Consider the following 22,664-nt stretch of genomic DNA (forward strand, 5'->3'; position numbering starts at 1 on the left):
CTACACGTATCCCTGATAATTCGGGTGCTGCCGCGCGCAGAATCCGCAGCGGGTTGGCATTTACCGTGTACTCCAATGGGGAGTCCACGCTCATGGCTAAACAAGACTAGGTGTGGGCGACTGCGCTCTCACTCAGCTCTTAACAGGCGTTGTTTCCGAAGCATTCGCCGTGGTCTGGCTCAAGACTGACTGCACTTTGTGAACTGGCCGTAAATATCGGCGCAGAACGCGAGTATTCACTCTGCTTTCTGCACTCGCTTCAGGCCTCATGTCACCTGCGCTTGTTACAATCCTGAGCCTTCCAGGGTGGCAAAAGCCCCGTAGGACGGCCTCGCGTCCTGATGAATTGCGATGGTCAGGGCCGGCAGTTTGCCGCAAGTCCTCTGTCCAGGCCGCTTTTGGCGGCGTTCGCGACTATAGCAGCAATGATTAAGTGCTTCAATTCCATAAAAAATTGTTATCATCGCCGCCATGACGACTACCGCCCCCCAGACCCCCAGCGTCCAGCTGCTCGAGGTCTCGCCGGAATATGCCGGCCAACGCATCGACAATTTTCTCCTGGCCAGGCTCAAAGGCGTGCCCAAGACCTTGATTTACCGCATCTTGCGTAAAGGTGAAGTGCGCGTGAACAAAGGCCGGATCAAGCCCGAGTACAAGCTGCAGGCGGGCGATATCGTCCGTGTGCCGCCGGTGCGCGTGCCTGAGCGTGACGAGCCGGTGCCATTGGCCCAGGGCCTGTTGCAGCGCCTGGAAGCGTCGATTGTCTTCGAAGACAACAAGCTGATCGTGATCAACAAGCCTTGCGGCATTGCGGTTCACGGCGGCAGTGGCCTGACGTTCGGGGTGATCGAAGCCTTTCGTCAGTTGCGACCCGATGCCAAGGAGCTGGAACTGGTCCACCGCCTGGACCGCGACACCTCCGGCCTGCTGATGATCGCCAAAAAACGCAGCATGTTGCGTCACCTGCACACCGCCTTGCGTGGCGATGGCGTGGACAAGCGCTACATGGCATTGGTGCGTGGTAACTGGGCCAGCTCCATCAAGAGCGTGCGTGCGCCGCTGCAGAAGAGCAACCTGCGCTCCGGCGAGCGCATGGTCGAAGTGGACGAGGAGGGCAAAGAAGCCCTGACCCTGTTCAAGGTGCTGCGCCGCTTCGGTGACTTCGCCACTATGGTCGAGGCCAAGCCGGTGACCGGGCGTACCCACCAGATTCGCGTGCACACCCTGCACGCGGGCCACTGCATCGCCGGTGACACCAAGTACGGCGATGAGGATTTCTCCAGGGAAATTCGTGACCTGGGCGGCAAGCGCCTGTTCCTGCACGCCTACATGCTCACCGTGCCGCTGCCCGATGGCGGCGAGCTGAAGTTGCAGGCGCCGGTCGATGAGATGTGGGCCAAGACCGTGGAGCGTTTGAGTGTCGCACCCTGACTACAAGCTGCTGATTTTTGATTGGGACGGCACGCTGTGCAATTCCATTGGGCGCATCGTCGACTCAATGCACGCGGCGTCGACCCGTTCGGGTTTCGAGTTATGCACTGATCTGGCGGTAAAAGGCATTATCGGCCTGGGCCTGCCCGAGGCGATCCGTACCTTGTACCCCCGGATCAGCGATGCGCAACTGGTGACCTTTCGTGATCATTACGCTGATCACTACATCGCGCTGGAGGCCACGCCTTCGCCGCTGTTTGACGGCGTAAGGCAATCCCTGGAAGCGTTTCGCGCCGAGGGTTATCACTTGGCCGTGGCCACCGGCAAGGCCCGTCGCGGGTTGGATCGGGTGCTCAAGGCCCACGGGTTTGAAGATTATTTCAGTATCACCCGTGCAGCGGATGAAACCGCCAGCAAACCTCACCCTCTGATGCTGGAGCAGATCCTGGCGCATTGCGGCGTAGCGCCGCGTCAGGCGTTGATGGTGGGTGACGCTTCCTTCGACCTGATGATGGCACGCAATGCTGGCATGGACAGCGTGGCGGTCAGCTACGGTGCTCAGGCAGCCGAAGCCTTGCAGGCATACGAGCCCAGGCTGACGATTGATCATTTTTCTGAACTGCAAGCCTGGCTCAGCCGGGCCTGATAAGTCTTTGCTGGGGTTAATGGCATGAGTGACGAGTGGAAAGCGCCCGAAAAGGCCGAAAGCGGTGATGATAAAAGCTGGAAGTTGTTGGAGAAGACCCTGCTGGCCAGTGTTCAGGAGCAGCGCCGTGCACGGCGTTGGGGGATTTTCTTTAAGCTGCTGACGTTTATCTGGCTTATCGCCATGCTGGCGTTGTTCAGCCCGCTGATGGACATGGAAAAAAGCGCCACCCGTGGCAACAACTACACCGCCTTAATCGACGTGAACGGGGTGATTGCCGATAAGGAGTCCGCCAGCGCCGATAATATCGTCGGCGGCCTGCGTGCAGCCTTCGAAGATCCCAAGGTCAAGGGCGTGATCCTGCGCATCAACAGCCCAGGCGGCAGCCCTGTGCAGTCTGGCTATGTGTATGACGAGATTCGCCGCCTGCGCGGGCTGCACCCGGACATCAAACTGTACGCGGTGATTTCCGATCTGGGCGCCTCGGGTGCCTATTACATCGCCAGCGCCGCTGACCAGATCTATGCCGACAAGGCCAGCCTCGTCGGTTCCATTGGTGTGACAGCGGCCGGTTACGGCTTTGTCGGCACCATGGAGAAGTTGGGGGTGGAGCGTCGCACCTACACCTCGGGTGAGCACAAGTCTTTCCTGGATCCGTTCCAGCCACAAAAGGCCGATGAAACCCAGTTCTGGCAGGGCGTGCTCGACACCACTCATCGTCAGTTCATTGCCAGCGTGAAGCAGGGGCGCGGCGATCGTCTGAAAGACAAAGACCATCCGGAGCTGTTCTCCGGCCTGGTGTGGTCCGGTGAGCAAGCGTTGCCATTGGGTTTGATCGATGGCTTGGGCAGTGCCAGTTCGGTGGCGCGCGATGTGATTGGTGAGAAGGAGCTGGTGGACTTCACTGTTCAGGAATCGCCGTTTGATCGCTTCTCCAAGAAACTCGGCGCCAGTGTGGCGCAGAAGCTGGCCTACTACATGGGCTTCCAGGGCCCGACGCTGCGCTGAAATATCAGCTTTGTGGTAGTTCAAAATGTGGGAGCGGGCTTGCCCGCGATAGCGCCGGGTCAGTCGACATTGAAAGTGACTGGCCCACCGCTATCGCAGGCAAGCCAGCTCCCACAGTGGTTTTGGGGTGGGCCTAGGGGATTTGCACGCCTTCAGCCAGGAGCATGTCCACCAGTCGAATCAGCGGCAGGCCGATCAGGCTGGTCGCATCCGGCCCTTCGGTACTCTGAAACAGGCTCACACCCAGCCCTTCGGCCTTGAAGCTGCCTGCGCAGTCATAAGGCTGTTCCACACGCAAATAACGCTCGATGCGTTCTACATTCAGTTCGCGCATCTGCACGGTAAACGGCACGCAATCTACCTGGCAGTGGCCCGTCTCACTGTTGAGCAGCGCCAGGCCAGTTAAAAAACTCACGCGTTTGCCGCTGGCTGCCAGCAATTGCTCGCGGGCGTTTTCAAAGGTATGAGGTTTGCCGATAATGCGGCCATCGAGCGCGGCCACCTGATCCGAGCCGATAATCAGGTGCCCTGGATGACTGGCGGCGAGGGCGCGGGCTTTCTCTTGCGCCAGGCGCTTGACCAGCTCAATGGCCGATTCATTTGCGCGATGGCTTTCGTCGATATCCGGCGAGCTGCAGATGAACGGTAGGTGCAGGCGGGCCAGCAATTCCCGGCGATAAACCGAGCTGGAAGCGAGTAATAAAGGCAGCATGGGTGTCTCCTCGAGGCAGCCGCCGATTCTAGCGGGGCGACCAGCTGACGCACAGGGCTGAATTTCCTTTGACATGGCTGGGTGCATCCCTATAATGCTGCGCCTATGTTGAATGACCCGATTCCACCTCACGTTGACCCGCGCAAATTGGCTGATCGTGGCACCACCCTTCAAGGTGAAGTGCTGCTGGCCGATTTGGAGAGACTCTGCGACCCGCTTTCCGACACTGTCGGTACGGTGCAGGCTAAATTCGTTTTTGAACGAGATGAACGTAAGTCTGTGGTAATCCACAGCTTTATCGACACCGAAGTCAAAATGGTTTGCCAGCGTTGTCTTGAGCTGGTCACCCTGCCGATCCACAGCGAATGCAGTTATGCTGTGGTGAAAGAGGGTGCGAATACCCAGTCGTTGCCGAAAGGTTATGACGTGCTGGAACTGGGCGAAGATCCTTTGGATCTGCATGCACTGATCGAGGAGGAGCTTTTGCTCGCCTTGCCCATTGTGCCTGCTCATCATCCGGAAGAATGCCAGCAGCCGGAGGGCCTTGATGACGAGGCCGAGCCGAGCGAGGACGAGGTAACGCGGTCCAACCCGTTCAGTGTATTGGCGCAGTTAAAGCGTGACCCAAACGTTTAGGAGTTAATCAATTATGGCTGTTCAGCAGAACAAAAAATCCCGCTCTGCCCGTGACATGCGTCGTTCGCACGATGCCCTGACGGCAAGCACTCTGTCCGTAGAAAAAACCACCGGTGAAGTTCACCTGCGTCACCACGTATCGCCAGAAGGCGTATACCGTGGCCGTAAAGTGATCGACAAGGGCGCTGACGAGTAATCACTTGTCTGCTCAAGTCATCGCGATTGACGCAATGGGCGGGGACTTCGGTCCCCGCAGCATTGTTCAGGCCTGCATTGCCAGCCTGTCCGCTACGCCCTCGCTGCACCTGACCCTCGTCGGTCAACATTCCCTACTTGAAGAACTGATTGCCAGCCATCCGGCGGTGGATCGCGCGCGCCTGACAGTTACTGCGGCCAGCGAAACCATCAGCATGGATGAAAAGCCCGCGGCGGCCTTGCGTGGCAAGCCCGACTCTTCAATGCGGGTGGCCCTTGGGTTGTTGCGTGATGGCAAGGTGCAAGCCTGTGTCAGTGCCGGCAATACCGGGGCGTTGATGGCGTTGTCGCGGCATGTGCTCAAGACGTTGCCGGGGATTGATCGGCCAGCGATGGTGGCGGCGATTCCGACGCAGAAAGGCTATTGCCAACTGCTGGACCTGGGTGCAAACGTCGATTGCAGTGCCGAGCACCTGCTCCAGTTCGCGGTGATGGGCTCGGTGGCCGCTGAGGCGTTGGGTGTGGTCCGGCCACGTGTGGCGTTACTCAATATCGGCACCGAGGACATCAAGGGTAATCAGCAGGTCAAGCTGGCTGCGACTTTGTTGCAGGGCGCACGGGGCTTGAACTACATCGGTTTTGTCGAAGGTGACGGCTTGTACCGAGGCGAGGCGGATGTAGTGGTGTGCGACGGTTTTGTCGGCAATATCCTGCTTAAGTCCAGCGAAGGCCTGGCGACTATGATTGCCACGCGTATCGAGGCCTTGTTCAAGCAGAACCTGGCCTCACGCATGGTCGGCGCGCTGGCGTTACCGTTGATGCGCCGCCTGCAGGCCGACCTGGCACCGGCACGGCATAATGGCGCGAGTTTTCTGGGGCTGCAGGGCATTGTGGTAAAAAGCCACGGCTCTGCAGGTGTGCAGGGCTTTCAAAGTGCGATTGCGCGGGCATTGATCGAGATCCAGGAAAACCTGCCGCAACGCTTGCAAGGGCGTCTTGAGGATCTGTTGCCTTAGGCGAATCGGCCCGGGAGTGCTTAAATGTGACCGGCCAGTTCAATTGACCATCCAATCTGTCAGTTTCGTTCGCGCCCACCTTCGGTGCGAGCATTTTTGACGACCAGATCATTAGGGGCTTGTTACATGTCTACATCCCTCGCATTCGTCTTTCCAGGGCAGGGTTCGCAGTCCCTCGGTATGTTGGCCGAGCTGGGCGCGCAACATCCACTGATCCTGGAAACTTTCAAGGAAGCTTCCGATGCCCTGGGTTACGACCTGTGGGCACTGACCCAGCAAGGGCCGGAAGAGCAACTCAATCAAACCGATAAAACCCAGCCGGCGATCCTGACCGCCTCGATCGCCCTGTGGCGCTTGTGGCTGGCCGAAGGCGGTGCGCGCCCGGCCTACGTCGCCGGTCACAGCCTGGGCGAGTACAGCGCCTTGGTGGCCGCCGGCAGCCTGACCCTCTCTGAAGCGGTCAAGCTGGTCGAGCGTCGTGGTCAGCTGATGCAAGAAGCTGTTCCGGCCGGGCAGGGCGGCATGGCCGCTATCCTCGGCCTGGACGACGCTGTGGTGATCGAAGCCTGTGCCGAAGCGGCCCAGGGCGAAGTGGTCAGCGCGGTGAACTTCAACTCCCCTGGCCAGGTGGTCATCGCTGGCGCCAAGGCCGCTGTCGAGCGCGCCATTGAAGGCTGCAAGGCCCGTGGTGCCAAGCGCGCCTTGCCGTTGCCGGTGAGCGTGCCGTCCCACTGCGAGCTGATGCGCCCGGCTGCCGAGCGTTTTGCCGAGTCCATCGCCGCCATCAATTGGCAAGCGCCGCAGATCCCGCTGGTGCAGAACGTCAGTGCGGCCGTTGCCGCCGACCTCGACACCCTCAAGCGCGACCTGCTGGAGCAGCTTTACAAGCCGGTACGCTGGGTTGAGTCGGTACAGACCCTGGCTGCCAATGGTGCCACTGAGTTGGTCGAGTGCGGCCCGGGCAAAGTCCTGGCCGGCCTGAACAAGCGCTGCGCCGATGGCGTGTCGACTGCCAACCTCAATACCCCGGATGCCTTCGCTGCCGCGCGCGCGGCACTGGCCTGAAACCCTTTAGGAGAAGCCTGCATGAGTCTGCAAGGTAAAGTTGCACTGGTTACTGGCGCAAGCCGTGGCATTGGCCAGGCGATCGCCCTGGAACTGGGCCGTCAAGGCGCCGTTGTGATCGGCACCGCCACTTCCGCTTCGGGCGCTGAGCGTATTGCTGCCACCTTGAAGGAAAACGGCGTACAGGGCACCGGTCTTGAGCTGAATGTGACCAGCGACGAGTCTGTTGCTGCTGTGCTGGCTGAAATCACTGCACAGTTCGGCGCACCGGCTATTCTGGTGAACAACGCCGGTATCACCCGTGACAACCTGATGATGCGCATGAAAGACGACGAGTGGTACGACGTGGTCGATACCAACTTGAACAGTCTGTTTCGCCTGTCCAAGGGCGTTTTGCGCGGCATGACCAAGGCGCGTTGGGGCCGAATTATCAATATTGGCTCCGTAGTGGGTGCCATGGGCAACGCAGGCCAAGTAAACTATGCCGCGGCCAAGGCCGGTCTGGAAGGTTTCAGCCGTGCATTGGCCCGTGAAGTCGGTTCGCGTTCGATTACGGTCAACTCGGTGGCCCCAGGGTTCATCGACACCGATATGACCCGCGAACTGCCGGAAGCTCAGCGTGAAGCTTTGCTGACCCAGATTCCGCTGGGCCGTCTGGGCCAGGCTCAAGAGATCGCAAATGTGGTCACTTTCCTGGCATCCGACGGTGCGGCATACGTGACTGGGGCTACAATCCCGGTGAACGGCGGGATGTACATGAGTTAAATTGTGACGGATCGCTTCAAAAAAATGTCATACGAGCTGTCTAAAATCCGTTATAAAGCTGCAACTTAATTTATAGGCAGGTGGTCGGTCGGGTACGAGGGTGAAGCTTTCAGTTGAAAAGCTGAAAAGGCTTTCTATACACTTACCCACTGGCCAGCTGCCTGAATTTGTCCATTAGGAGTTAAACAAGGTATGAGCACCATCGAAGAGCGCGTCAAGAAAATCGTTGCCGAGCAACTGGGCGTTAAAGAAGAAGAAGTGACCAACTCCGCTTCCTTCGTTGAAGACCTGGGTGCCGATTCCCTTGACACCGTTGAGCTGGTGATGGCTCTGGAAGAGGAATTCGAGACCGAAATCCCGGACGAAGAAGCTGAAAAAATCACTACTGTTCAAGCTGCTATCGACTACGTTACTGCCCACCAGGCGTAATAGTTTGTAGTCGTCGCTTGCTGTCAGGGAAAAACCGCACTGCTGTAACGGCGTGCGGTTTTTTCTTTAAGCGGTGATGAAAAGTAAGCTGCGAAGCAAAGTGTCGTCATTAGAAAAAGGAGAGTGCTGTGTCGCGTAGACGCGTCGTAGTCACCGGTATGGGTATGTTGTCGCCACTGGGTACGGATGTGCCGAGCAGTTGGCAGGGCATTCTGGCTGGCCACAGTGGTATCGGTCTGATCGAACACACGGACCTTTCAGCCTATTCCACCCGTTTTGGCGGCTCGGTAAAGGGCTTCAATGTCGAGGAATATCTCTCGATCAAAGAATCCCGCAAGCTCGACCTGTTCATTCAATACGGCCTGGCAGCCGGTTTTCAGGCGGTGCGTAATGCCGGCCTGGAAGTCACCGACGCCAACCGTGAGCGCATCGGCGTGGCCATGGGTTCGGGTATTGGCGGTTTGACCAATATCGAAGAAACCAGCCGCACGCTGCACGATTCCGGCCCCCGTCGAATTTCACCGTTCTTCGTGCCGGGCTCGATCATTAATATGATTTCCGGTTTCCTGTCCATCCACTTGGGTGCCCAGGGACCTAACTACGCCATTGCCACGGCGTGCACCACCGGCACGCACTGCATCGGCATGGCGGCGCGTAACATTGCCTATGACGAAGCCGACGTGATGATCGCCGGTGGCGCCGAAATGGCTGCCTGCGGCCTCGGCATGGGTGGCTTCGGCGCGTCCCGTGCGCTGTCGACGCGCAATGACGAGCCGACTCGCGCCAGCCGTCCGTGGGACAAGGGCCGTGATGGCTTCGTACTGTCCGACGGTGCCGGTGCGCTGGTACTCGAAGAGCTGGAGCACGCCAAGGCGCGCGGTGCCACCATCTACGCCGAGTTGATTGGCTTCGGCATGAGCGGTGACGCCTACCACATGACCTCGCCGCCGTCCGACGGTGCCGGTGCTGCACGTTGCATCACCAACGCTTTGCGCGATGCGAAGGTCAACGCCAACCAGGTGCAGTACATCAATGCCCACGGCACTTCGACCCCGACTGGCGACCTGGCGGAAGCCGAAGCCATCAAGTCGGTGTTCGGTGAGCACGCCTACAAGCTGGCGGTCAGCTCCACCAAGTCCATGACCGGCCACCTGTTGGGTGCGGCGGGCGCGGTCGAGGCGATCTTCAGCGTCATGGCCATCAAGGATCAGGTCGCTCCGCCGACCATCAACCTCGATGAGCCGGACGAAGGCTGCGACCTCAACTTCGTGCCTCACGAAGCGCAGCCGATGCCGATCGATGTGGTGATCTCCAACTCGTTCGGTTTCGGTGGCACCAACGGTTCCCTGGTGTTCCGCCGGTTCGCCGAGTGATGCACAGTTGGGTCGACGGTCAGCCAGCGGACAGCGTGCCCCTGAAAGATCGTGGCCTGGCGTACGGCGATGGCCTGTTCGAGACCATCGCCGTCAAGGCCGGGCAGCCGGTGCTGCTCGACCGCCACCTGCAACGCCTGGAGGCGGGTTGCAGGCGCCTGGCCCTGGTTGCGGACCACACGCTGATCCGCAGCGAAGTGCTGGCTTACGCCGCTGCCATGGGTAATGGCGTACTCAAATTGATCCTCACCCGTGGCGACAGCCTGCGCGGCTATGGCATCAACCCTGGCGTCCCCGTGCGCCGTATCTTGCAGGGCAATCCGCCCGCTGCTTATCCCCTGGCCCATGCAACCGATGGCATCCGCCTGTTTGCGTGCGCCACTTGCTTGGCCGAGCAGCCGTTGCTGGCCGGTCTCAAGCACCTTAATCGTCTTGAACAGGTGATCGCCCGCGCCGAATGGCAGGACGCCGAACATGCCGAGGGCTTGATGCTGGATATGTCCGGCCGCGTCATCGAAGGGGTGTTCAGCAATCTGTTTATGGTGCGCAATGGCTTGTTACTAACCGCTGATCTGAATCGTTGCGGGGTTGCCGGTGTCATGCGCGCGGAGATTCTGGCCCAGGCGCAAACCCTGGGCATCCCGGTGGCCGTGGCCGACATCAGCATGGACCAGTTGCAACAGGCCGACGAAGTGTTCGTGTGCAACAGCGTTTATGGCATTTGGCCTGTACGTGGTTGCGCCGGGATGAGCTGGTCGGTTGGGCCGCTCACCCGTAAACTGCAGGGCATTGTTCGCGCGCTATTGGAAATTTGAGTTGATACGAAAACTGGTTTTACTGCTGCAGATCAGCCTGGTCTCGGCAGGCTTGCTGCTGGGCTTCTCGGCCTGGAAGCTCGACTCTGCGCTGAAGCAGCCCCTGAATCTGACCCAGGAACAATTGCTGGATGTACCCGCCGGGGCAACCCCGACGGGCACCTTCAATCGCCTTGAAACCGAAGGTGTGCTGGATGGCGCCTTCTGGTTGCGCCTGTACTGGCGCTTCAACCTCGAAGGCCAGCCGCTGCACAGCGGCGAATACCGCATGACCCCAGGCCTGACTGCCGAAGGCCTGATCGGCTTGTGGCAGCGTGGTGAAGTGGTGCAATACAGCCTGACATTGGTGGAAGGCTGGAACTTCCGCCAGGTGCGTTCAGCGCTGGCCAAACACGAAAAGATCGTGCAGACCCTGTCGGGGCTGAGCGACAACGAAGTGATGGACAAGCTCGGCCACCCTGGCGTGTTTCCCGAAGGGCGATTCTTTCCTGACACCTACCGCTTCGTGCGCGGCATGACCGATGTCGAATTCCTGAAAAAAGCCTACAACCGCCTGGATGATGTACTGGCCCAGGAATGGAGCCAACGCGCCGCCGATGCACCGTATACCGACCCTTACCAGGCGCTGATCATGGCCTCCCTGGTAGAAAAGGAAACCGGTGTGCCGCAAGAGCGCGGCCAGATCGCCGGGGTGTTCGTGCGCCGCCTGAAAATCGGCATGCTGCTGCAGACCGACCCTACGGTGATCTACGGCCTGGGCGAGCGCTACACCGGCAAGCTGACCCGCGCGCACCTCAAGGAAGCCAACCCCTATAACACCTACATGATTGCCGGCCTGCCGCCGACGCCGATCGCCATGGTCGGCCGCGAGGCGATCCATGCCGCCTTGAACCCGGTGGCCGGCAGCAGCCTGTACTTCGTCGCCCGGGGCGATGGCAGCCATATTTTCTCCGATGACCTGGATGCGCATAATGCCGCCGTGCGTGAGTTCCAGCTCAAGCGCCGCGCCGATTATCGCTCCAGCCCGGCACCGGCGGTAAAACCGCCGGAAGACGCGACACCACCGGCCGATGCCGCCCCGGTTGAAAAAACCGCCGAGCCAGCGCCGGACGCCGCTGCGCCGCAAAGCCCGCAATGACTCTGACTAAGGACTGCCTGTGACTGGCTTGTTTATTACCCTGGAAGGCCCGGAAGGCGCCGGCAAAAGCACCAACCGCGATTACCTGGCCGAGCGTTTGCGCGCTGAAGGCATCGAGGTGCTGTTGACCCGTGAGCCCGGCGGTACGCCGCTGGCCGAGCGCATTCGTGAAGTGTTGCTGGCAACGGGTGAAGAACAGATGAACCCGGACACTGAGCTGCTGTTGGTGTTTGCCGCCCGCGCCCAGCATTTGGCCGAAGTGATTCGCCCGGCCCTGGCACGGGGTGCTGTGGTGATTTGCGACCGTTTTACCGACTCCACTTATGCTTACCAGGGCGGCGGGCGCGGCTTGTCCCTTGAGCGCATCGCCAGTCTGGAGGCTTTCGTCCAAGGCGACTTGCGCCCCGACCTGACCCTGCTGTTCGACCTGCCGATCGAAGTCGGCATGGCTCGCGCCAGTGCCCGTGGACGCTTGGATCGGTTCGAGCTGGAAGGTTCGACATTCTTCAATGCGGTCCGTAGCGCGTTCCTGCAGCGCGCCAAGGCTGAGCCTGCGCGTTACTCCTTACTGGACGCAGCCCAGCCACTGGCGCAGGTACAGCAGGCCATCGATGCTCTGCTGCCCGAACTTCTGGAGCGCGCCCGTGGCTGAAGCCTACCCGTGGCAGGACAGCCTCTGGCAGCAATTGGCCGGGCGCGCCCAGCATGCCCATGCCTATTTGCTGCACGGCCCCATCGGCATCGGCAAGCGCGCCCTGGCCGAGCGCCTGATGGCCAGCCTGCTGTGCAAGCAACCGATCAACCTGGAAGCCTGCGGCGAGTGCAAATCCTGTCTGTTGCTCAAGGCCGGCAGCCACCCCGACAACTACCTGCTCGAACCTGAAGAGGCCGATAAGGCGATCAAGGTCGACCAGGTGCGTGACCTTGTCAGCTTTGTGGTGCAGACCGCACAAATGGGCGGGCGCAAAGTAGTACTGATCGAACCGGTGGAGGCGATGAACATCAACGCCGCCAACGCTTTGCTCAAGAGCCTGGAAGAACCGTCGGGCGACACCGTGCTGTTGCTGGTGAGCCACCAGTCCAGCCGCTTGTTGCCAACCATCCGCAGCCGTTGCGTGCAGCAGGCCTGCCCGCTGCCGAGCGAGGCCATGAGCCTGCAATGGCTGGCGCAGGCGCTGCCGGAATGTTCTGCCGACGAACGGGTCGAGTTGCTGACCCTGGCTGCCGGTTCACCCTTGGCGGCGGTTAAGCTGCAGGCCCAAGGCGTGCGTGAGCAACGCGCACTGGTGGTGGATGGCGTCAAGAAGCTGCTCAAGCAGGAACAGTCCGCCACGCAACTGGCCGAAGGCGCCTGGAAGGATATCCCGTTGCTGTTGCTGTTCGACTGGTTCTGTGACTGGTCGAGCCTGATCCTGCGCTACCAGTTAACCCAGGACGAAAATGGCCTCGGCCTGCCGGACATGCGCAAAGTGGTGCAGTACCTGGCGCAAAAAAGTGCGCAGGACAAGGTGCTGAACATCCAGGACTGGATTTTGGCCCAGCGCCAGAAAGTCCTCGGCAAGGCCAACCTCAACCGCGTGCTGTTGCTCGAAGCACTGCTGGTGCAGTGGGTGGGTTTGCTCGGCCGGCGTTAATTTCCGTGGCCGACGGGTGTATCGTTGGCCAGACACTTTCCATGAATTAAGTCGTACTTTCCTATGCTCGTAGATTCCCACTGCCACCTTGATCGCCTCGACCTCGCCCAACACGGCGGCTCCCTCGACGCCGCCCTGGAAGCGGCACGCCAGCGTGGGGTAGGGCACTTCCTGTGCATCGGCGTGAGCGCGGAGAATGCCGCCGACGTCAAAGCCTTGGCTGATCGATATGCCGATGTCGATTGTTCGGTCGGTATCCACCCGCTGGACCTCAAGCCGGGTGAAGCGCCGGCCCTGGATTGGCTCTTGAGCGAGCTCAACCACCCACGCGTGGTGGCGATTGGCGAAACCGGCCTGGATTACCACTACGAGCCTGAAGCCGCCGAGCTGCAGCAAGCCTCCTTCCGCCTGCACCTGCAAGCGGCCCGGCAGACTGGCAAACCCGTGATCGTCCACACCCGAGGCGCTCGCGCTGACACCCTCACGCTGTTGCGCGAAGCTGCCTTGCCCCAGGCTGGCGTGCTGCATTGCTTTACCGAAGACTGGGACATGGCCAAGGCCGCGCTGGACCTGGGTTTCTATATCTCCCTGTCGGGCATCGTCACCTTCCGCAACGCCGACGCCTTGCGTGACGTGGCGCGTCAGGTGCCGGCCGACCGCCTGCTGGTGGAAACGGATTCGCCTTATCTTGCGCCGATTCCCCATCGCGGCAAGCCAAACCTGCCGGAATACGTGCGCGATGTAGCCGATTACCTGGCGATGCTGCGCGGCGAATCCGTTGAGCGCTTTGCCGAGCAGACCACCGAGAACTTCAAGCGTCTGTTTCCGCTGGCGCACGTGGCCGGTTGAGGCGACCAAATCGCAGGCAAAAAAAACCCGGGTTCTGGGGGGTGAATCCGGGCTAAGACCATTAGGAGTAAAACAAGGGCACACAGTCCGTCGGTACCCAGGTCGACGCGTCACTTGGGGGAGATGTCACGCCGACAGTTCAAGTATTGATCAGTATCCGATTCAGTCCAGTCGCGATTGGTCGTTTTTTAAACAGATTTGGAATACGCGCGCTTCGCTTGAGTTCTCATTGAGCGGATGCACGGCTGTAGTTGTTGCGTATTATTTCTGACTGATACCCGGCCATTCGTTGGCGCGCTGAAACTAAAGTGCGCGGTGGGTTCACATAGGCGTTGCCCAACGACCGTTCAGTCGGGATAATCCCTCGCATCGGGTAAATCGTATCGCCACGTATCCGTGGCCCTGCGTAACCCTCCCTAATTCCGACCTCTGCAGACCTCTTCCTCATGCACAAAGAACCCCGTAAGGTCCGTGAGTTTCGCCGCCGTGAGCAGGAAATTCTCGACACCGCGCTCAAGTTGTTCCTCGAACAAGGTGAAGACAGCGTCACCGTCGAGATGATTGCGGATGCCGTGGGTATCGGCAAAGGCACGATCTACAAACACTTCAAATCCAAGGCCGAGATCTACCTGCGGCTGATGCTCGACTACGAGCGCGATTTGAACGAGCTGTTGCATTCGGCTGATGTGGACAAGGACAAGGAGGCGCTGTCACGCGCCTATTTCGAGTTCCGCATGCGTGACCCGCAGCGCTACCGCCTGTTTGACCGCCTGGAAGAAAAGGTGGTCAAGGGGCATCAGGTGCCGGAAATGGTCGAGGAGCTGCACAAGATCCGCGCCTCGAACTTCGAGCGCCTCACCCTGCTGATCAAGGGCCGCATCAGCGAAGGCAAGCTGGAAGACGTACCGCCGTATTTCCACTACTGCGCCGCCTGGGCATTGGTACATGGCGCCGTTGCGCTGTACCACTCGCCGTTCTGGAGCAATGTGCTGGAAGATCAGGAAGGTTTCTTCCAGTTCCTGATGGACATTGGCGTACGCATGGGCAACAAGCGCAAGCACAGCACTGAGCTGCCGAGCGCTGAGCCCAAGAGCGGCGACGCTCCCGCTGTTTAAGCTATTCCCGACAGTGATGGCGCAATGATTTACTGCCGCTTGCAGTACCCCAGGAATATACTCAGGCAAGGACGCTTGCTAAAAGCTGATTTTTCAGTCAGCTTTTAGCGCGCCTGAACCATCCTCTGCCGGAGTGTTCCATGATCGTTGATCGTCAAGGCAGGCGATTTCGCAATTTGCGGATCAGCCTGACCTCAGCCTGCAATTACGCGTGTACCTACTGCGTGCCAAACGGCAAGCGGCTGGTGGCTGCCCAGGACGAACTCTCGGCCGAGGCCATGGCGCGTGGCGTTGCCTATCTGATCGAAGCTGCCGGCATCGAGCGTTTGCGCATCACCGGCGGTGAACCGCTGGTCAGCCCCAAGCTGGAAGCCTTCATGGGCGCCGTGGGCGGCATGGGCCTCAGTGATATCAGCCTGACCACTAACGGCCAACTGCTGGCGCGCAAGTTGCCGCTGCTGGTGGATGCGGGTATTCGGCGCATCAACGTGTCCCTTGATACCCTGGATGCGGACGCTTTCCGCAGTATCGCCCGTGGCGGCGACCTGGCCACCGTGCTCGATGGCATGGACCAGGCCCGCGCCGCCGGCATCAAGATCAAAGTCAATATGGTGCCGTTGCGCGGGCAGAACCTCGACCAGGTGATGCCGCTGCTCGATTACTGCCTGGAACGTGGCTACGAGCTGCGCTTTATCGAACTGATGCGCATGGGCCACCTGGCCAAGGATTCCAATGCGTTCCTGCAGCAGTTCGTCAGCTTGCAGCAACTGCTCAGCCTGATCGGCGAACATCACGAATACCTGCAAGCCAACGCGCCGATCGATGCCACGGCGGTGCGCTATGAAGTGCCGGGCAAGGGCTTCTTTGGCGTGATCGCAAATGAAAGCGTGCCGTTCTGCCGCACCTGCTCGCGCCTGCGCTTGTCGTCTACCGGTTGGCTGCATGGCTGTTTGTCGTCGAGTAACCGCCATTACGTGGGCGACCTGCTGGACCAGCCGCGCCATCAGGCGCTGCCGGCCTTGCAAGGTTTATTGATGAAGGCCCTGGGTGACAAGCAGGAAGTGGCCTTCTCTGGCGGCGCGACGGTCATGAAGATCATCGGCGGCTAAAATCGCAACCAGTCCCATGTGGAAGCTGGCATTTGTGGGAGCTGGCTTGCCTGCGATGCAGACACCCGGGTACATCAAGTACACCGAGGTGATGCTATCGCAGGCAAGCCAGCTCCCACATTTGGTTATGCATCGTTCTTGAATGGCGCGGATTCTGCATTAAGTGCCCATTCGCCGGTTTTCCGTCACCGGCTTCTGGAGGATTAGGATGCGTAGTCTGGTTTTGTTGCTGGCGTCAGTGGCGCTGAGTGGCTGCATGACCGTCAGCGATATGGCCGAAGGCACCCGCTATCAGATGAGCGACGCCGGGCTGCTGGACCACAGTGATACCCGCCGTACCGCCTCGGTGCGCATACAGCCGGACTCCTTTGTGTTTATTGCCCAAGGCGCCTTTGTACCGCCGGGCAGTGCCTATCCGCGACCTAACGTGGTGGCCGAAGAAGCCTTCAACGGCTTCGTCGAATATTTCCCGATGGTGCGCCGCGCCCGCAAGCCGGAAGGCCTCGAACAAGCCATGGCCGAAGCCCGTGCGGCAGGCGCTCACTACCTGCTCTATTGCCGCTTTGCGGCAGCCGATGACCGTATTGGCAATGCCGATGAGTGGACCGACCAGCAAGCGTTGGACCGTGTCGGCCTGGACAGCGGTGTGATCCAGATCATGTTGATCGAGACCAGCACCCAGTATTTGATTGATACTGCACGCATTCGCAGTCGTGGCGGTTTACTGACGTTCCACGACAACAAGCCAGAAGACTTGATTGCCCGCCCGCTGGCCCAATACGCCCGTGGCCTGTTGGGGATGGGTGATCAATAAAAATCCAGAGGAGAACCCTATGACCGATTCCGCCAAGGCCAATGATCTATTGGCCCAACTGCCCAAGGGCAAGGGGCCGGCGCCGGTACACCTGTGGAACCCGGATTTCTGCGGCAACATCGACATGCGCATCGCCCGTGACGGCACTTGGTTTTACCAAGGCACGCCGATCGGGCGTAAGCCGATGGTCAAGTTGTTCTCCAACATCATTCGCCGCGATGGCGATGAGTATTTCCTGGTCACTCCCGTGGAAAAGGTCGGTATCAGCGTCGATGATGCGCCCTTTGTCGCGGTAACGCTGGAAGTCGAAGGGCAGGGCGAAAGCCAGGTGCTGCGCTTCACCACCAATGTCGACGAGGACATTGAAGCGGGCCTTGAACACCCCTTGCGCGTGGTAATCGACCCGATCACCCAAGAACCCGCGCCCTACCTGCGAGTGCGCACCAACCTTGAAGCTCTGGTGCATCGCAACGTGTTTTACCAATTGGTCGAGTTGGCGGTCAGCCGTCCGATCAACGGTCAGAACTGGCTTGGCGTATGGAGCGGCGGGGAGTTTTTCCGCATTGGCCTGGAGCCCTGAGGCCGATTTTTTCATCATCCTGAAATAATTTTGCTTGCTGAGATCGGGCGCTTTCGGTTATCAATTTGTACATGATTAGACATGTCCGATTTGATAAGAAAAAACGCGTCGTCGACGAACTCATCCGCCGTATCGAAGGTGGAGTGATGGCCGACGGTTTCCTGCTGCCGGGCGAGCATCAACTGGCCGAGGAGTTTGCGGTCAGCCGTGGCACCTTGCGCGAAGCCCTGGCTGAGCTCAAACGGCGCAACTACATCGCCACGCAAAGCGGCGTAGGCTCCATCGTCACCTTTGATGGCATGGTGCTCGACCAACGCAGTGGCTGGGCACAGGCGCTGGCCGATACCGGCGCACTGGTCACCACCGACATCCTGCGGCTGGAAGCCGTGACTCGACCGGACCTGCTCAGCCGTTTTGGCAGCGACCAATTTATCGCCCTCGACCGCCGTCGGCGCACCACCGATGGCACCGCCGTTTCTCTGGAGCGTTCGTTGATGCCTGCTACCGGTGGCCTGGAAAGCCTGCCCCGTGTCGGCCTGATCGACAACTCCCTCACCATCACCCTGGCCGCTTACGGCTACGTGGGCGCCGAAGGGGACCAGTGGATCGGTGCCGAGCCCTTGAGCGATGAAGACGCCGAGTTGCTCGGCCGCCCAGCCGGTACGGTGTTTCTCAAAGCCTCGCGCACTACCTACGACCGCCGCGAGCGTCTCATGGAGTATGTCGAAAGCTTGCTCGACCCTATGCACTTTCGCCTGCACCTGCAGTTTGGAGCTTCGAAATGACCGCGCAAAATCGCGCCCTCGGTGCCTTCTACGGCCTGGCCCTGGGCGATGCATTGGGCATGCCCACCCAGTCGTTGAGCCGCGAGCAGGTGCAGCAGCGCTTCGGGGCGATCACCGCTCTGCAAGATGCTGGTGCCGACCAACCCATCGCGCCGAATATGCTTGCCGGCTCCATCACCGATGACACCGAGCAGGCGATTCTGGTCGGTGAATTGCTGGTGCAAGGGCAGGGCAAGATCGAGCCCACGGTACTCGCCCAACGCCTGATCGAGTGGGAGGCGGCGATGCGTGCCAAAGGTTCCCAGGACTTGCTCGGACCGTCGACCAAACGCGCCATCGACATGATCCTCGCCGGCCACACCCCGGAAGAATCCGGGCGCTACGGCACCACCAATGGCGCCGCGATGCGCATCACGCCGGTCGGCATTGCCGCCGACGTCAGCGACCCGGCGCAGTTTATCCAGGCGGTGATCCAGGCCTGCCAGGTCACCCATAACACCAACCTGGGCATTTCCAGCGCGGCGGCGGTGGCGGCAGTGGTTTCGGCAGGTGTCAACGGTGTGGATTTGGGTGAAGCCCTGAACATTGGCACCCAGCTCGCGCAGCAGGCCGAAGGCCATGGCCACTGGATCGCCGGTGGGCGGATTTCCACGCGCATCAGTTGGGCACGCACCTTGAGCGTCGGCAGTGGCGACAAAGCCCTGTTTGCCGACCTGCTTTACGAACTGATCGGCACCTCGGTCGCTTCTCAGGAATCGGTGGTGGTGTCGTTTGCCCTCGCCCAGCAAGTGGCGGTGGGCGACATGAATGCCGTCGAGGCGCTGTGCCTGGCGGCCAGCCTTGGCGGCGATACCGACACCATTGCCGCCATGTTGGGCGCGATGTTGGGCGCGTGTCTTGGGATGCAGTGCTGGCCTGAGGCGATGATTGAGCAGGTCAAGCAGGTCAATGGTTTGGATTTGCAGCCACTGGTGCAGGGGCTGCTGCAATTGCGCTGATCACCACCGATCAAAAAATGTGGGGGCTGGCTTGCCTGCGATAACGGTGTGCCAGCCACTGATGCACTCACTGAAAGACCGCTATCGCAGGCAAGCCAGCCCCCACCTTAAATCGTGTTTGAGTCAGGACGACCGCTTAAAGCTTTGACTATCTGCCACAACCACAACAATACAGGCACCAGGAGCACCCCTCATGAGCAGCACTTCTTCCGGCCAAAGTGCCGGGCAATTGGAAACACGCGGAATCGAACCGGTCCCCGAAGGCGAGTGCAATGGCCATCCGCTGCAACTGTTCTGGGTGTGGTTCGCGGCTAACATCAGCATCCTCGGCTTGCCGCTCGGCGCGACCCTGGTGGCGTTTCGTGGCCTGGCGATCTGGCAGGCGATCATTGTGGCGATTCTCGGCGCCGCCGGCTCTTTCGCAGTGGTAGGCATCATCTCGATTGCCGGCCGTCGCGGCCGCGCGCCGAGCCTGACGCTGTCGCGCGCCATCTTCGGTGTGCGCGGCAATATCGGTCCCACGCTGGTCTCGCTGATGTCGCGCCTGGGTTGGGAAACCGTCAACACCACCACGGCCGCCTTTGTGCTGCTGTCGTTGTGTTCGATCCTGTTCGGCTCGCCGGTCGAAGCCAAAAGCGCGCCGGTGCTCACGCTGATCTTCATCGCGATTTTCGTGCTGCTGACCCTGTCGGTATCCGGCCTCGGCCACGCCACCTTGCTGGTGATCCAGAAGTGGGCCACCTACGTGTTCGGCGCGTTGAATATCCTGGTGGGCGGCTTCCTCTGCGCCACCATCGACTGGAGCGCGGTGTTCAACGCCACCCCGGCGCCGCTGAGCGCCATGATCATTGGCGTCGGCACTATGGCCGCCGGTACCGGTATCGGCTGGGCCAACGCCGGTGCCGACATGTCGCGCTACCAGCACCGCAGCGTCAAGGCCGTGCGTCTGGTGGCGTCTGCCGCATTTGGTGCGGGCATTCCGCTGGTGCTGTTGATCACCCTCGGCGGCCTGCTGTCGGTGGGCAACAACGACCTGGCGTCGGCCACCGACCCGATCATCGCGATCCGCGACATGCTGCCGACCTGGATGGCCGTGCCGTACTTGATCACCGCGTTCGGCGGGCTGTTGCTCTCCAATAACCTCTCGGTGTATTCGGCTGGTCTCACCACCTTGACCTTGGGTCTTAAGGTCAAGCGCGTGCACGCGGTGATCGTCGATATCGTGGCGATCTTCGCCGGCTCTATTTACTTCATGCTGATAGCCGACAGTTTCTACGGCCCGTTCATCACCTTCATCTCGCTGCTGGCCGTGCCCATCACCGCCTGGGTCGGGATCTTTGTGGTCGACCTGATTCACCGTCACTACTACAGCCCCAAAGACCTGCTGGACGTAAGCCCAAGCAGCGCCTACTGGTATCGCGGCGGCGTGGAATGGCGTGCATTCGGCGCCTGGGCTGTGGCGATTGTGCTGGGTTTCAGCTTCACCACCATCGGCACCACCGCCGAAAATATCTGGTTCGCCGGGCCTTTGTCCGACTCTTGGCTGGGCCACAACGGCCTGGGCTGGATCGTCACCTTCCTGGTGGCCGGTGGGATTTATGCAGTACTGGGCGGCGCAGCTGACCGTCGCCCGGCTTTGGTAGAGCGCGCTAATGTCTAGATTGCTGCACACCGGCCAGGTCATCGTCGACCTGGTCATGGCCCTCGACACACTGCCTGCAACCGGCGGCGATGTGCTGGCGCAATCGGCCAGTTTCGAAGCCGGCGGCGGCTTCAACGTGATGGCTGCCGCCCGGCGCAATGGTTTGCCGGTGGTTTACCTCGGCCGCCATGGCCACGGGCGCTTCGGTGACCTGGCGCGCGCCGCGATGCAGGCCGAGGGCGTGGAAATGGCCCAGCCGGCCAGCGAGGGCAAGGACACCGGTTTGTGTGTGTCGCTGACCGAGGCCAGTACCGAACGCACCTTTATTTCGCATATCGGCGCTGAAGGGGATTTGAGCGCAGAGGACCTGGCGGGCGTGGTGCCGCGCGCGGACGACTATGTGTACGTCAGCGGCTACAGTCTGTTGCTCGAAGGCAAGGCCCAGGCATTGCTCGATTGGCTGCTGGCGCTGCCGCGGGAGATCACCGTGGTGTTCGACCCGGGGCCGTTGGTCAAGGCGCCGGACTCGGCCTTGATGGTTGCCTTGCTGCCGCGCATCGATATCTGGACCAGCAATGGCCCGGAAGCCCTGGCGTTTAGCGGCGCCAGTACGCTGGCCGAAGCGCTGCGCGAACTCAACCGTCACTTGCCCGCCGAAGCGCTGCTGGTGGTGCGCGACGGGCCGAATGGCTGCTGGGTGAGTTGCCACGGCAAGGCCGAGCATGTGCCGGGTTTCAAGGTGCAGGCCGTGGACAGCAACGGCGCGGGCGATGCCCATGCCGGTGTGTTTCTGGCGGGGCTGGCCAAGGGCTTGCAACCCTCGCAAGCAGCGCGTCGCGCGAATGCGGCAGCCGCTTTGGCGGTAACGCGTTGGGGGCCGGCGACTTCACCCGGTACTGACGAAGTGGATGCGTTGTTGGCAAAATAGGCGCTTACCCGCACGGAATAAGCCCATGACCCAGAATATCTACGACACCCCGGCCTTCTTCGAGGGCTACAGCAAGATGGGCCGCTCGGTCGAAGGCCTGGCCGGTGCGCCGGAGTGGCCTGCCTTGCAGGCTTTGCTACCGCCGATGCGTGGCTTGCAGGTGGTGGACCTGGGCTGTGGCTATGGCTGGTTCAGCCGCTGGGCCGAGGAACAGGGCGCTGCGCAGGTGCTGGGGTTGGACGTGTCGCAGAAGATGCTGGCGCGGGCCACTGAAATGACTTCGGCGGCGACCATCACCTATGCAATCGCCGACCTGGAACAGCTCGACCTGCCGGCGGGCGCATTCGACCTGGCCTACAGCTCCCTGGCGTTCCATTACATCGTCGACCTCCAGGGGCTATTTGCGCGCATCCACCAGGCCCTGGTACCGGGCGGGCGCCTGGTGTTTTCCATCGAGCACCCGATCTTCATGGCGCCGCGTAATCCGGGGTGGCTGGTTGATGACCAGGGGCGCAAAAGTTGGCCGGTGGACGGCTATCAATTGGAAGGGCCACGGGTGACCCATTGGCTGGCCGATGGCGTGATCAAGCAGCACCGCACCTTGGGCACGTTGCTCAATCTGCTGATACAGGCGGGGTTTACGCTCAACCACATTGAAGAATGGGGGCCGAGCAAAGCGGACCTGATGGCGAGGCCCGAACTGGCCGAAGAACAAGAGCGTCCAATGATGCTGCTAGTGTCGGCTCAGTGCTGATGTGCGCTGCGCACTGCACATCAAAGTGTGGGAGCGGACTTGCCCGCGATGACGGTAGATCAGCCACAAAAAGAGTGACTGATACGACGCCATCGCGGGTAAGCCCGCTTGTGTCTTGATCTGGGAATAAACTCTGAGGTGAGAGGGGTGGATGGCAAGCTGTGAGTCCGCGGTGCTAGAAGCACGAGTGGGAGCAAAGCTGCCATCCACCTTTCCACTCTGGCCGA

Annotated in this window: 25 protein-coding genes; 24 read left to right on the forward strand and 1 reads right to left on the reverse strand. The window is 60.6% G+C overall.

What is annotated here, in order from left to right:
- The first annotated feature begins 471 nt into the window (after positions 1–471).
- The 3 genes from rluC to HBO23_RS22750 are packed head-to-tail and all read left to right on the forward strand — an operon-like array spanning position 472 to position 3,085.
- A complete protein-coding gene (gene rluC / locus HBO23_RS22740; protein ID WP_056861649.1) occupies positions 472–1,431 on the forward strand; it encodes a 23S rRNA pseudouridine(955/2504/2580) synthase RluC in 960 nt (319 codons plus the stop codon).
- Positions 1,418–2,077, forward strand: coding sequence for an HAD-IA family hydrolase (locus HBO23_RS22745; RefSeq protein ID WP_017138370.1), 660 nt, complete (start codon positions 1,418–1,420; stop codon positions 2,075–2,077). The genes rluC and HBO23_RS22745 overlap by 14 nt, the downstream gene beginning before the upstream one ends.
- A 24-nt stretch (positions 2,078–2,101) precedes the next feature.
- Entirely contained in the window at positions 2,102–3,085 is a 984-nt protein-coding gene (locus HBO23_RS22750; protein WP_017138369.1) for a S49 family peptidase, read from the forward strand.
- Positions 3,086–3,218: 133 nt separating this feature from the next.
- On the opposite strand, the gene HBO23_RS22755 is transcribed toward HBO23_RS22750, so the two are convergent.
- Positions 3,219–3,797: a nucleoside triphosphate pyrophosphatase gene (locus HBO23_RS22755; protein WP_138449123.1), complete on the reverse strand. Its 579-nt coding sequence runs from the start codon at positions 3,795–3,797 to the stop codon at positions 3,219–3,221.
- A gap of 105 nt (positions 3,798–3,902) precedes the next feature.
- Here HBO23_RS22755 and HBO23_RS22760 point away from each other — a divergent pair, with 105 nt between their 5' ends.
- From HBO23_RS22760 to HBO23_RS22860, 21 genes are all read left to right on the forward strand, one after another.
- Positions 3,903–4,433 (forward strand): YceD family protein, encoded by a 531-nt coding sequence (locus HBO23_RS22760; protein ID WP_005790551.1) that lies wholly within the window; start codon positions 3,903–3,905, stop codon positions 4,431–4,433.
- Positions 4,434–4,446: 13 nt separating this feature from the next.
- A complete protein-coding gene (rpmF, locus tag HBO23_RS22765) occupies positions 4,447–4,629 on the forward strand; it encodes a 50S ribosomal protein L32 (protein ID WP_004371305.1) in 183 nt (60 codons plus the stop codon).
- A 4-nt stretch (positions 4,630–4,633) separates the two neighbouring features.
- A complete protein-coding gene (gene plsX, locus HBO23_RS22770) occupies positions 4,634–5,644 on the forward strand; it encodes a phosphate acyltransferase PlsX (protein WP_170039849.1) in 1,011 nt (336 codons plus the stop codon).
- 126 nt (positions 5,645–5,770) lie between these two features.
- Complete coding sequence (fabD, locus tag HBO23_RS22775) at positions 5,771–6,709, forward strand: ACP S-malonyltransferase (RefSeq protein WP_099548165.1); 939 nt, start codon at positions 5,771–5,773, stop codon at positions 6,707–6,709.
- Positions 6,710–6,730: 21 nt separating this feature from the next.
- On the forward strand, positions 6,731–7,474 hold the full coding sequence (fabG, locus tag HBO23_RS22780; protein ID WP_015885432.1) for a 3-oxoacyl-ACP reductase FabG: 744 nt from the start codon (positions 6,731–6,733) through the stop codon (positions 7,472–7,474).
- A 192-nt stretch (positions 7,475–7,666) separates the two neighbouring features.
- Entirely contained in the window at positions 7,667–7,903 is a 237-nt protein-coding gene (gene acpP / locus HBO23_RS22785) for an acyl carrier protein (RefSeq protein WP_016973676.1), read from the forward strand.
- Between the two features lie 128 nt (positions 7,904–8,031).
- Positions 8,032–9,276 (forward strand): beta-ketoacyl-ACP synthase II, encoded by a 1,245-nt coding sequence (gene fabF, locus HBO23_RS22790; protein ID WP_017138365.1) that lies wholly within the window; start codon positions 8,032–8,034, stop codon positions 9,274–9,276.
- A complete protein-coding gene (gene pabC / locus HBO23_RS22795; protein WP_170039851.1) occupies positions 9,276–10,091 on the forward strand; it encodes an aminodeoxychorismate lyase in 816 nt (271 codons plus the stop codon). The genes fabF and pabC overlap by 1 nt, the downstream gene beginning before the upstream one ends.
- A 1-nt stretch (position 10,092) precedes the next feature.
- Positions 10,093–11,229, forward strand: coding sequence for an endolytic transglycosylase MltG (gene mltG / locus HBO23_RS22800; protein ID WP_099548163.1), 1,137 nt, complete (start codon positions 10,093–10,095; stop codon positions 11,227–11,229).
- Positions 11,230–11,248: 19 nt separating this feature from the next.
- Positions 11,249–11,881: a dTMP kinase gene (gene tmk / locus HBO23_RS22805; protein WP_017138363.1), complete on the forward strand. Its 633-nt coding sequence runs from the start codon at positions 11,249–11,251 to the stop codon at positions 11,879–11,881.
- The gene (locus tag HBO23_RS22810; protein ID WP_099548162.1) at positions 11,874–12,863 is read left to right on the forward strand and encodes a DNA polymerase III subunit delta'; all 990 of its coding nucleotides are present in this window, start codon (positions 11,874–11,876) and stop codon (positions 12,861–12,863) included. The genes tmk and HBO23_RS22810 overlap by 8 nt, the downstream gene beginning before the upstream one ends.
- Before the next feature lie 63 nt (positions 12,864–12,926).
- Entirely contained in the window at positions 12,927–13,712 is a 786-nt protein-coding gene (locus HBO23_RS22815) for a TatD family hydrolase (protein ID WP_017138361.1), read from the forward strand.
- Positions 13,713–14,158: 446 nt separating this feature from the next.
- On the forward strand, positions 14,159–14,827 hold the full coding sequence (locus HBO23_RS22820; RefSeq protein WP_017138360.1) for a TetR/AcrR family transcriptional regulator: 669 nt from the start codon (positions 14,159–14,161) through the stop codon (positions 14,825–14,827).
- Positions 14,828–14,967: 140 nt separating this feature from the next.
- Entirely contained in the window at positions 14,968–15,936 is a 969-nt protein-coding gene (locus HBO23_RS22825; protein ID WP_017138359.1) for a radical SAM protein, read from the forward strand.
- A gap of 208 nt (positions 15,937–16,144) precedes the next feature.
- The gene (locus HBO23_RS22830) at positions 16,145–16,750 is read left to right on the forward strand and encodes a DUF4823 domain-containing protein (protein WP_017138358.1); all 606 of its coding nucleotides are present in this window, start codon (positions 16,145–16,147) and stop codon (positions 16,748–16,750) included.
- 19 nt (positions 16,751–16,769) lie between these two features.
- On the forward strand, positions 16,770–17,330 hold the full coding sequence (locus tag HBO23_RS22835; RefSeq protein ID WP_017138357.1) for a DUF1285 domain-containing protein: 561 nt from the start codon (positions 16,770–16,772) through the stop codon (positions 17,328–17,330).
- A gap of 71 nt (positions 17,331–17,401) precedes the next feature.
- Entirely contained in the window at positions 17,402–18,115 is a 714-nt protein-coding gene (locus HBO23_RS22840; RefSeq protein ID WP_170039853.1) for a GntR family transcriptional regulator, read from the forward strand.
- Positions 18,112–19,113, forward strand: coding sequence for an ADP-ribosylglycohydrolase family protein (locus tag HBO23_RS22845; RefSeq protein ID WP_170039855.1), 1,002 nt, complete (start codon positions 18,112–18,114; stop codon positions 19,111–19,113). The genes HBO23_RS22840 and HBO23_RS22845 overlap by 4 nt, the downstream gene beginning before the upstream one ends.
- A 193-nt stretch (positions 19,114–19,306) precedes the next feature.
- Positions 19,307–20,773, forward strand: coding sequence for a cytosine permease (locus HBO23_RS22850; RefSeq protein ID WP_017138354.1), 1,467 nt, complete (start codon positions 19,307–19,309; stop codon positions 20,771–20,773).
- A complete protein-coding gene (locus HBO23_RS22855) occupies positions 20,766–21,683 on the forward strand; it encodes a PfkB family carbohydrate kinase (protein WP_170039857.1) in 918 nt (305 codons plus the stop codon). The genes HBO23_RS22850 and HBO23_RS22855 overlap by 8 nt, the downstream gene beginning before the upstream one ends.
- A 25-nt stretch (positions 21,684–21,708) precedes the next feature.
- On the forward strand, positions 21,709–22,437 hold the full coding sequence (locus HBO23_RS22860) for a class I SAM-dependent methyltransferase (RefSeq protein WP_017138352.1): 729 nt from the start codon (positions 21,709–21,711) through the stop codon (positions 22,435–22,437).
- The last annotated feature ends 227 nt before the right edge of the window (positions 22,438–22,664 follow it).

It is taken from the genome of Pseudomonas sp. WS 5532 (assembly GCF_012985445.1).
Classification (GTDB): Bacteria; Pseudomonadota; Gammaproteobacteria; order Pseudomonadales; family Pseudomonadaceae; genus Aquipseudomonas; species Aquipseudomonas edaphica.